Raw genomic sequence first — 9,554 nt, forward strand, 5'->3', positions numbered from 1 at the left:
GCGCCGCGGACAGGTTCCGATGTATGACTCCGAAGGCGAGCGCATATGCATCATAGATCCCGCGCTGCTCCGGCGTCAGCGCATGTTCCAGCATCTCGTATTCGACGCCGTCATAGGACAGCGAGCGCGCCGTGTAGAGGCCAAGCGACCGCAGATCGCGAGCCAGGACCTCCATCGCGGCAACGCCGCCAGCTTCGATAGCTTGCACAAATTCCGCCCGCGTCGAAAACGGAAAGTCCTCGCCCCCCCAAAGCCCAAGCCGCTGCGCATAGGCGAGGTTATGGACCGAGGTCGCACCCGTGGCCGAGACATAGACCACGCGGGCATTGGGCAACCTGTGCTGCAGACGCAGACCGGCCCTGCCCTGTTGCGACGCCGTGACATCGCCGCGCTCGCCCTTGCTTCCTGCGGCATTCGCCATGGCATGGCTTTCGTCGAACAGGATCACCCCGTCGAAGTCGGCCCCCAGCCAGTCGACGATCTGATCGACGCGGGACTTTTTTGCGCCCCGCTCCTCGGAGCGCAGCGTGGCATAGGTGGTGAACAGAATGCCCTCGCTCAGCGGGATGTCGCGGCCTTGTGCAAAACGCGACAGCGGCGTGACCAGCAGCCGCTCCTGGCCAAGGGCAGACCAGTCGCGCTGAGCGTCCTCGAGAAGCTTGTCGCTCTTCGAGATCCAGAGCGCTTTGCGCCGACCCTGGGCCCAGTTGTCGAGCACAATCCCGGCCGACTGGCGGCCCTTGCCCGCCCCGGTGCCGTCGCCAAGGAAGAAGCCGCGGCGGAAACGGACGGCGTCAGCGGCATCGTCCGGCGCGGCCGAGACCATGTCGCCGGTCTCATCGACGGTCCAAGACCCCGCGAGATAAGCGCCATGCGCCTCGCCCGCGTAGATCACGGTCTCAAGCTGCGCGTCGGACAGAAGGCCATCGCGCAGGATGGCGGCTGGAAGCTTGGGCCGGTAGCTGGGTTTTGGGGGCGCGACCGAAGCCATGGCCGCAGATTGCACAAGCTTGGTCGGGTGCGGTTCCGCTCCGGGAATTTCGATCGCCTGCAGACGGAAGGTCTCATAAATAGCATCCGACAGGCGCGCGCTGGCCCCGTCCTCGGTTGCATCGCGCAGGGTATAGGCGAGGTCTGCGGCCTCGATCTGCACCGCGGTGTTGGTGGGGGCTGTTGCAGGCGTGGCGCGCGACGAGCTGATGCCTGTGCGCGTGGTGCGGGCAGGATTTCCCGGGAAGGGGGAAGTGGGGCCCTGCCCGGCTGGTGCGACCTGCGCCAGTTCGAGGCGCGGGGGGACATGGGTAGTGATCAGCGACAGCAGGCTGGCGACATCAGGCGAAATCGGGCGCGCCAGATCGGCTGTGATGCCGCCCGCCTCGCCACCGCGGCATTTGTCGAAGACCGAAATCCGCGTCTCGAAGCTGGTGCCATGTTTGGCAAACGCGGCACCGGATACGGCACCTGTAAAGACCAGATGCGCGGTCTCGGTCAGGCGGCCAAAGGTTTCGGCCCAAGCCGGGGAATCGGGCGCGAAACTGGCACCGGTGATGGCGACCAGCCGTCCGCCGGGGACCAGGCGCGCGAGCGCAGAGCGCAGATGCCGCGCTGTCGCCTCGGTGGTGCGGGCGTCGACATTGGCCACCGCCGAGAACGGCGGGTTCATCAGGATCACGCTCGGGCGCAACCCTGCGTCCAGATGATCGTCGATCTGGGCTGCGTCAAAGCCCGTGACAGGCCGGTCCGGAAACAAGCGACGGAGGAGATCAGCGCGGGTGTCGGCAAGCTCGTTCAGCGCGAGGCTGCCGCCCGCGATTTCCGCGAGGATCGCCAGAAGCCCGGTCCCGGCCGAAGGCTCAAGGACCAGGTCACGTGACGTGATCTTTGCGGCGGCGAGCGCCGCGAGTCCCATGGGCAGCGGTGAGCTGAATTGTTGGAACCGCTCCATCTCCTCCGAGCGCCGGGTATGCGCGGGCAAAAGGCCGGACACTTTGGTAAGGATCGGCAGCAGCGCTGCGGGTGATTCAGCCCGCGCCAACAGCGTGCGGCCAAACTTCCGCAGGAAGAGGACCAGCGCCACCTCGCCCGCCTCATAGGCCAGTTTCCAATCCCACGCGCCCTCCGCGTCAGAGCCGCCGAAGGCGCGCTCCATCTCAACGCGCAGGCGCAGCGCGTCGATCTGGAAACCTTGCGCCAGATCAGTCTGCAGCGCTTCGGCCACGCTCAAGATCGCAGCAGCCGTATCGAGGGACGGGATGGGGACAACAGGCGCAAGTGCGCGCTCGGTCGCAAAATGGGCGAGATGGGTCATCGGGAAACTCCGGAATGAGGAACAGGATCAGGCCCGGACGCCCTCTTTCGGGCACCCTCAGGCCTGACCTTCCCCGGCCCTCCCCTTCCTCTCAAACCCCATGATTTCCTGAGGTGGCTTGCCTTTGTTCCTGTTATGTTCTATTTTGAGAGCCACGCTAAGAAGGGAGATCCCCGATGGAAAGCACCACTTACGCCCTGCCCGCGACCCCTAAGCAGATCGCCTATGCGCGCGCGCTGGCCCTGCGCAACCAGACGCTTTTGCCATGGGAGGTTCAGCAAGATCGGCGGTCCCTAAGCGCCTGGATCGACGCACAAGCCAAGCTCACACCCGCGACAGCGCTGGACAGCCTGCCCTCGTCCAAACAGGTCGCCTTTGCCGAGCGCCTCGCCCGCATCAAGCGCCGCGCCGTGCCGGACGAGTGTTTCCGCGACAAGGGGCTGATGTCGAAGTGGATCGACGGGAACAAGTGACACTGGTTCCGATGCCCCTGTCGCCTATTCCGCTTTGAAAGCTGTATTAACCCTGCGCGCGATATCAGCACAGCGATCCATCAAGATGTTGAACGGCTCAGGCGCAATAGAAAGTAAGCCGTCTTCTGTCATCCGACGGTAATCTTCCGCGAGGAGGTCAAAGGCGTCACCACTTGGCACCAGTTGCAGATGTCCAGCAATCGCTGCGTCGTAGTTGACTTTTTCGCCATCGGCGGCCTTTTCAGAGAAGAACATCGTCTTGTGACGAGCCACTGCGGCCGCGAGCGCCCGATCTTCGATGGCCACGGCAGCCATACCCGCCTCATCCAGGCGGAAAACATCATGCCAGTGTCGGGAGAAGCGATCTCCGCGCATGCGAGCCTGCAGACAAAACACATGGATCGCCGTCGCCTTCTCCCAGAACGTTCGCTCGGCATGCATGACACGGGGACGCGCCACCGGAAACTCCACGCCTTCAATCGCAGCAGCAGCATCGCAGACAATGTCGCGCGCAGATGCAGGCTCGCCGGTAGAGCGCGCCCCGAATTCCAGCATCACGCTCGGCGAAACATATCCCGTACCTTGAGCGAGGTTGGGATAGTTGATGAACAACTTGTCGCCGTCGAGGCGAAGCTCGGCTTCGATCCCATCCTGCTCGAGGGCTTGCTGCAAGATCGGCTGGACGGTCTCTGCCACCCATTCAGGCAACGCCTGTCGGACCCGCTTTGACCAACGCCGCTCTTCACTGGATGAGACCGGCATGGCATCCTCACGACCATCCAGCAAATCCGGGATCAGCGCGCGCATATCAAAGGTCAGATCTACATCTTCGGAAAACCGGTCAATGACCTGATAGGCCTTCGAGAGCGAGGTGCCACCCTTGAAGACAAGGCTGGCACCGATGGGCGATCCGAATAGCTGCTGGATCGCCCAGACAACCCAGACGTCCTTTTCGAGCAGATGGCTTGGCCGCCCAAGCTGATCGGCTGCGACACCAAGCGCGTCCAGACGGTCGCCAGCGCTGAGGCGGAGGAACGCCTCAGCCATGGACCAGTTTCCCGATCATTTGTGCCAGCCAGGTCGGAAACTGCGGCGCGACAGTGATCAACTCCATCTTCGCTGTGTCCGTGAGCTTGGAACGCAGGATAGGCAGAGCGCCGGTCGCTTGCTCCGGCCCAAGCCAGGCAAGAGCACGCACGACCTGCCCGGAGGTCTTGTTCCCGAGGGTCAATTGCCAGCGCGGCGCGTGGCGCAGCTCGACCACTTGACGGCCAAGGCTGAGTACACGACTTCGACCAGAGGTGAGATAGACCGACTGAACCGGCACCTGCGTCGTCAGGCCCAGGGCATTCGCAGCAGAAGCGCCGCTTGGGACGATCGTCTCGCCCCTCTGTGCAGCAAGCGCCTCGATCGCCTGTTCGGCCGAGGGGCTACGCGGACCAAAGCGCGTCTGGACCGGGCGCATGTAGATCCCGCGTCCGGCCCGGATCAACTCTCCACGCGCGGCCAAGCGCGAGAGGGTCTGATCGACTGCCGCGCGCGAGCCGAGGTGCAAAAGCCCCTTCGCTGCCAAGGGCACCCCCTCCGGCAACGTTGTTGCGACTTGCATAATGCTTTCAGTCATGCGCTCCATGATCGCTCCTTTGTCAGAAAGATAAGCGGTTTTCTGACAGGTTTCAACTCTGCGTTCTCACCCAAACCGCCGCCCCCCTTCCGTGAAGGTGTATTCATTGGCGATGATGCCGTCCTCAACGGACTCGTCCGAGGTAAGGTGGTCGTATTCACTCTGAAGCTGACGGTAGAGCCAGCGGGCGAGATCGCGGATCGCCTCGGTCACAATCTCTTCGGCATCCTGGGTGGGCGGTTGCCAGGTCGGGCTGTCGCGGGTGACGTCCACGGACATGGTGTATTCGTGGTAGTAGCGGCCCCGATGGCTGACCTCAGCAGCAAGCTGGTAAAAGTTGCGCCGCTGGATGGCCTGCAGGCGGTCGGCGATGCCGTGCAGCGTCGCGTCCGTCGGGGCGTAGTCGCGGATGCGCGCGGCCGCGCCCTTGGCGTGGCCGAGGTATGCTTCAAAACAGGCCCCATCCCCCTGGCTCCAGAACCCTGAAAACCAGATGCAGGGCTTGGCCCGCGTCCCTCCGCCCATCAGCCGCACAGGCGTGGTTTTGAGCCGGACGCCGAGAATTTCGCAGACCCGCTCGAAATCCTCGTAGACCGCGTCCCACCAATCGTCGTGGGGCCCGAGCTCGCGATACCAGCTGCGCGCCTTTTCCTTGGCCGCATCCGAGAGTTCGGGGAACTGGTAGACTGTTGTGCAAATGACCTCAGGCATGTGCGTCATCCCAATTCAGCGCAGCGGCCAGCCAATCTTGCGTGCTGGTCGCGCCGATCAGTTTGCGCGCGCCCAGATCGATGACATGCGCGCCACCGCCGAAGGCCTCAATGCGTGGCCGTGAGCAGGTCAGGGCGTAGCTGAACCCCCATAGGCCGGTGAGATCGAGCTCTCCCGCAAGGCGCAGCACGAAGTGGATGACCGCATCAGGGTCGCTGCTGTCACCATCGTGGATCCAGAGGGTCGATCCTGAAGGATCGGTCTGGATCGACAAATCAAAGCCGCAACACAGCGCCTCGGTCTCGGCATAGGTATCATTGCGCAGCGCCAAAAACGCTTCATAGGCGCGCGCCGCCTTGTCGGGCGTGCCGACATCCAGCAGGCAGGAAAAACGGGTGAAATAATCCGCCATTGGGGTCTCCATTAGAAAAGGCCCGACCAATGGCCGGGCATGGGGTATAGGGGCTTGGAGTGATCAGGGGGCAGCGCCAGTCCGCGCCCACTGGCGTGGTCTCAGCCTGCACGCTCGCGTGACTGGCCAGCATGGCGCGGTAGAACCGGTGGCGCGACGCGCGCAGCGGGTGCATGCGCCGCAGGCTGGGATGCAGCGCACGGATCGCGGCGCGCAGCACGGTGCAGGGTGTGGCGCTGACAGCCAGGCCAAGGCGCGCATAGGCCGGGTCCATCAGCGCGCGCCTGTTGGGTGTGGGTTGTAATCCAACAGGTTCGCGCGCGCAGCCGCATCAAGCGAGAGACTCCCATCGGCAGCCAGGGTCGTGCCCGAGGCCGCGCGCAGGTCCTGCAGCACATCGCAGGCCAGCCGCGTGATTGCGTCTGATAGCGGCAGCCTGTGAAGTGCGTCGCCCGGAGTATCGGGGTCCAGATCGACATAGGGGATGTCCAGATCCGGGCAGGCCACGCGCGTGTCATCGGCAAAGGCCGCGATGCTGGTGATCAGGCAGGTGTCATCATCACAGATGAAACTGGCCGCGACATGGGTGATGCCTGCACCCATCAGATGATCATAAAGCCGGGCCATATTGGCCGCGATCAGTGCGGCAATGCGCGCCTCGTTCGACGCATGGCCGGCATGGATCGCGCGAAAATCCGCGCGGGCGGGGGGCAGTGGGGCCATCAGCGTGGGCTCATTCTGGCGCATGGGTCTCTCCTTGACATAGCTGCGGGTCGACGCGCCCTTGCGAGGGGATGCACTCGGCTCTCCCCCGCAAGGCGCATCTCTCCCCATCCCTCCTCTGTCTCTCGGGCGTCACGCCGCGATCTGCAGCGCGCGGGCGGCAAAGGCGCGCCAGAGCGGATCGACCAGACGCGCATCCAGCAGATCGGCACGGTGACGCAGTCGCTGCGCCAATTCAGGCTCGTGCCAATCAATGGCACGGCCAGCCTGGGCGCGCAGCTGAACCGCTTCGGTCACAACGGCCCGCGCCTCAAGAGCATTGGCGACAGGGTGGCACCAAGCCACAGCGCCATGACTGGCGGCCCCGGCAAGAACCAGGCGCTGGTCGCAATCAAGGATGGCCAGAAGCTGCGGCGCTGCATCGGGGCCGTTGTCCTCGGCAAGCTCAAACGCCCCCTGCATGGCATCAGCCAAGGTCGCAAAACGCTCAACGACCACGGGGGCAGCGGTGCCCGACATCAGGGCTGCCGGCGTCCGGTGCACCCGCGTCAGCGCGAAAGGCAGGCTGGGATCAGGAGCGACAGTCGGGCCATTTGGACGCGGGCCCGACTGGTTCGGCAGGGGAAGGTCAAACATGGCAATATCTCCAACGGCACGGGAAGCCACTCTCCCCGCCTCATCCGTCAAAGACCAAACCGCCACCCTCTTCCTCGAAGGGGCGGCGGCGATAGGTCAGGAAGGGACGTCAGAGTTTGCCGAGCGCCCGCAGGCTCAGCTCCGTCCCGGCACCTACAATGATGTGGTCATGCAGCGTCAGGCCGAGATACTTGCAGCCCTTCTGGATCTCCTTGGTCATACTGAGATCGGCATCGGACGGCATCGGATCGCCCGACGGGTGGTTGTGGATCAGGATCAGGGCGCTGGCGTTCAGCATCAGGGCTCTCTTGATCACCTCGCGCGGATAGACGGGGACATGATCGACTGTGCCGGTCGACAAAAGCTCATCGGCGATGATGCGGTTCTTGCGATCGAGATAGAGGACATGGAATCGCTCGATGGGGCCGCGAACGGTGAGCGCGCAATAGTCCATCAGCGCCTGCCAGCTGCTGATGACCGGATTCTGGCTGAGGTATCGGCCAAGGATGTCGCGGGCCTCGAGGACGATGGTTTCTTCCTGGGGGGTCATGGGGATCTCACTGATTGCGCACCACACCGAAGCCCCCTGCCCTTTCGGGGCCTGGCCAACGGCGTAAATGTTGAGAAAAAGGCTACAGCGACCGCCCCGTTGTCGGGCGATCGCTGCATGGGCGCTCTGTCAGCCGACCCGGTCGAGGAGCTTCTTCGCACGCCCTTCCATGTCGAGCCGCGCATCCTGCTGGGTCTTGTCGCGCGCAAGCCGCGTGATGCCCTGCACAAAATCGAAAATGCTCTCGGGCGGGCGATTTTCCTCTATCAGCACCTTCTCGATGATCTTGCCAGATTCCGCTTTTGAGAAGCCACGCTTGCGCAGGAAATCCGCGCGATCCTCATCGCTGCGCGCCACGATCTGCTGCCGCGCGGCCTTGATGCCGTTCACGAACCCCTGCGGCGAGGAATTGGCGAACCGCGTCAGCGCCGGGGCCGCCTCATGGGCAAAGCGCGAGGCGGCATATTTCGAATGGCGGATCCGGATCTCCTGAAAATCCTCGACGCCCCACAGATTCCTGTTTTGACACACCGCCCGCAGGTAGAAGCTCGCCATGCCGAGGGTTTTCGCGCCCACCTCGGAGTTCCAGCAGTAGAAGCCCCGGAAGTAGAGGTCAGGAGAGCCGTCAGGCAGCTTGCCCGCCACGATCGGGTTGCGATCATCGACCAGGAACAGGAAGACGTCCCGGTCCGAGGCATAGAGCGTGGTCGTGTCGCGGCTGATCTCGACATCGGGGTTGTAGACCCCGGTCGACCAATCGAGCACGCCCGGCACCTTCCAGCGCGTGTCGCCGATGCCATTGCCCGCGATGCGCTGCACCGCCTCGACCAGCTCGAAATCGTGGATGCGGCCATAATCAGGGCCGGTGACCGCGCGCAGTTCCGTGCGGCCGTCTTCCGTCTCGAAGGTCTTCACCTGCTCGGCGCGGTGGTTGGTCAGGCCGTATTGCAGGTTGATCCCTGCCAGCGGCGCGGGCAACTGCCGCAAGTAGGACGCCGGAGCGCCGACGATGCTGGCAAGCTGGCCAAAGGCCCAGTGCGTGGGTGCCACCGGCTCCTGCGCTTTCGGCAGCATCAAGTGCAACCGCTCGGGGTTGTCGCGCGCGGCCTCGACGCGGATGTCGGCCGTTTGCACCACACGGGTGCGGCTGCGCTCGGACCGGCCCTTCACGTTGGCCCAGAGTTCGTCGAGCGACAGATACCGCTCGTCATCGGGCCGGTTGAACCATTCGGACGACACCCGCCCGCTCCGCTCACCCCGGCTCACATCCACTTTCCAGCCACCAGCCCGCGCCGGCGGACCTGAATCCAGAACTTCTACGATGCCCATCGGCATTCCTCCGTGACAGGCGCCGGAAGCCACTCTCCCAGCCTTCAACCCGTCACCGGGAAACCGGCACTCCTCTCACTCTCGAAAGCTTGGCATGATCGGCCGCAATGCGGACAGAACGGAAATTCAAACTTTCTGCTGCAACGTCTGCTTTTTCAAAACTTGCCCGCGCGGCAATGCCCGAAACCATGCGTCTAGGAACTCTGCCCCACAACAGCGAAACGCTTGCAGATTAGTCCATCTGGGGTCCGGTAGGTTCGAAAGCCCATCGCCTCGTAATATGCCAATGCTTCGGGATTGGTTGCTGCAATCGTCGCGTCGATGTTGCCGATACCCGCTTCTGCAGCAGCCGAGCRACTTACGTCAAAGAGCGCGCGKCCCACCCCACGGCGGGAGGCGGAGGGCCTTATGTGAGTGCCGATGATGCCCCATCTCGGTTCAACGMCCCACTTATTGCCGGGCTCAGCTAACTTGAGCGACTGGAAACCCAGAATAACGCCTTCRWCCTCGGCGACAGAACACCGGATCTTGCCAGGATCCTCAATATAATGGGCGCGAACAAAGGTCTCATCGTCAGGGCTAGTTCGCTTACCAGAGGCTGTCAGTTCTTTGAGAAATGCACTCATCTGCTTTACGTCCTCGACGACTGCGTCTCTGATTTTCATACCCAATCCTTCTTTCTGTCCACCAGTTGCTCAAAGGTACGCAGCCTACTGAAAGAAGGCAATCAGCAGCAACTCGCCAATGCTGCCATTCGTCCATGCCGCAGCATTAGTCGAAGAGGGCTC

12 protein-coding genes are annotated in these 9,554 nt (G+C 63.4%); 2 read left to right on the top strand and 10 right to left on the bottom strand.

Annotated features, from left to right (window positions below):
* Positions 1-2,308 (bottom strand): strawberry notch-like NTP hydrolase domain-containing protein (locus FLO80_RS21360; protein WP_188078388.1); only part of this gene is annotated, 2,308 nt, incomplete at its 3' end.
* Positions 2,309-2,484: 176 nt separating this feature from the next.
* Here FLO80_RS21360 and FLO80_RS21365 point away from each other — a divergent pair.
* Complete coding sequence (locus FLO80_RS21365; RefSeq protein ID WP_111369415.1) at positions 2,485-2,781, top strand: hypothetical protein; 297 nt, start codon at positions 2,485-2,487, stop codon at positions 2,779-2,781.
* Between the two features lie 24 nt (positions 2,782-2,805).
* On the opposite strand, the gene FLO80_RS21370 is transcribed toward FLO80_RS21365, so the two are convergent.
* The 9 genes from FLO80_RS21370 to FLO80_RS21410 all read right to left on the bottom strand — a co-directional run bounded on the left by FLO80_RS21370 (position 2,806) and on the right by FLO80_RS21410 (position 9,431).
* Positions 2,806-3,828, bottom strand: coding sequence for a nucleotidyl transferase AbiEii/AbiGii toxin family protein (locus FLO80_RS21370; protein ID WP_111369417.1), 1,023 nt, complete (start codon positions 3,826-3,828; stop codon positions 2,806-2,808).
* A complete protein-coding gene (locus FLO80_RS21375) occupies positions 3,821-4,405 on the bottom strand; it encodes a DUF6088 family protein (protein WP_439328726.1) in 585 nt (194 codons plus the stop codon). Before FLO80_RS21375 ends, FLO80_RS21370 begins: the two co-directional genes overlap by 8 nt.
* Before the next feature lie 66 nt (positions 4,406-4,471).
* Entirely contained in the window at positions 4,472-5,116 is a 645-nt protein-coding gene (locus FLO80_RS21380) for a DUF8835 domain-containing pootine (protein ID WP_111369433.1), read from the bottom strand.
* Positions 5,109-5,528: a hypothetical protein gene (locus FLO80_RS21385; protein WP_111369421.1), complete on the bottom strand. Its 420-nt coding sequence runs from the start codon at positions 5,526-5,528 to the stop codon at positions 5,109-5,111. Before FLO80_RS21385 ends, FLO80_RS21380 begins: the two co-directional genes overlap by 8 nt.
* Before the next feature lie 273 nt (positions 5,529-5,801).
* Positions 5,802-6,275: a DUF6878 family protein gene (locus FLO80_RS21390; protein WP_111369425.1), complete on the bottom strand. Its 474-nt coding sequence runs from the start codon at positions 6,273-6,275 to the stop codon at positions 5,802-5,804.
* Between the two features lie 108 nt (positions 6,276-6,383).
* On the bottom strand, positions 6,384-6,887 hold the full coding sequence (locus tag FLO80_RS21395) for a DNA repair protein RadC (protein WP_111369427.1): 504 nt from the start codon (positions 6,885-6,887) through the stop codon (positions 6,384-6,386).
* A 109-nt stretch (positions 6,888-6,996) separates the two neighbouring features.
* Positions 6,997-7,437 carry a JAB domain-containing protein gene (locus FLO80_RS21400; protein ID WP_111369429.1) on the bottom strand — a complete coding sequence of 147 codons (441 nt, stop codon included), beginning with the start codon at positions 7,435-7,437 and terminating at the stop codon, positions 6,997-6,999.
* 129 nt (positions 7,438-7,566) lie between these two features.
* Complete coding sequence (locus FLO80_RS21405; RefSeq protein ID WP_111369435.1) at positions 7,567-8,766, bottom strand: DUF932 domain-containing protein; 1,200 nt, start codon at positions 8,764-8,766, stop codon at positions 7,567-7,569.
* A gap of 194 nt (positions 8,767-8,960) precedes the next feature.
* Positions 8,961-9,431, bottom strand: a complete 471-nt coding sequence (locus tag FLO80_RS21410; RefSeq protein ID WP_149187094.1) for a GNAT family N-acetyltransferase — start codon at positions 9,429-9,431, stop codon at positions 8,961-8,963.
* Here FLO80_RS21410 and FLO80_RS23070 point away from each other — a divergent pair.
* Positions 9,315-9,554, top strand: a 240-nt coding sequence (locus FLO80_RS23070) for a hypothetical protein (protein WP_223145534.1), incomplete at its 3' end; no start/stop codon positions are given. The two genes, FLO80_RS21410 and FLO80_RS23070, sit on opposite strands and share 117 nt — an antisense overlap.

The sequence above is a fragment of the Aquicoccus porphyridii genome (assembly GCF_008369105.1).
GTDB lineage: Bacteria > Pseudomonadota > Alphaproteobacteria > Rhodobacterales > Rhodobacteraceae > Aquicoccus > Aquicoccus porphyridii.

What these genes read in the sequence shown, in the direction of transcription:
- FLO80_RS21365 (WP_111369415.1), top strand. Translation starts at nt 2,485, where the DNA reads ATGGAAAGCACCACTTACGCCCTGCCCGCGACCCCTAAGCAGATCGCC.
- FLO80_RS21370 (WP_111369417.1), bottom strand. Translation starts at nt 3,828, where the DNA reads ATGGCTGAGGCGTTCCTCCGCCTCAGCGCTGGCGACCGTCTGGACGCG.
- FLO80_RS21375 (WP_439328726.1), bottom strand. Translation starts at nt 4,405, where the DNA reads ATGACTGAAAGCATTATGCAAGTCGCAACAACGTTGCCGGAGGGGGTG.
- FLO80_RS21380 (WP_111369433.1), bottom strand. Translation starts at nt 5,116, where the DNA reads ATGCCTGAGGTCATTTGCACAACAGTCTACCAGTTCCCCGAACTCTCG.
- FLO80_RS21385 (WP_111369421.1), bottom strand. Translation starts at nt 5,528, where the DNA reads ATGGCGGATTATTTCACCCGTTTTTCCTGCCTGCTGGATGTCGGCACG.
- FLO80_RS21390 (WP_111369425.1), bottom strand. Translation starts at nt 6,275, where the DNA reads ATGCGCCAGAATGAGCCCACGCTGATGGCCCCACTGCCCCCCGCCCGC.
- FLO80_RS21395 (WP_111369427.1), bottom strand. Translation starts at nt 6,887, where the DNA reads ATGTTTGACCTTCCCCTGCCGAACCAGTCGGGCCCGCGTCCAAATGGC.
- FLO80_RS21400 (WP_111369429.1), bottom strand. Translation starts at nt 7,437, where the DNA reads ATGACCCCCCAGGAAGAAACCATCGTCCTCGAGGCCCGCGACATCCTT.
- FLO80_RS21405 (WP_111369435.1), bottom strand. Translation starts at nt 8,766, where the DNA reads ATGGGCATCGTAGAAGTTCTGGATTCAGGTCCGCCGGCGCGGGCTGGT.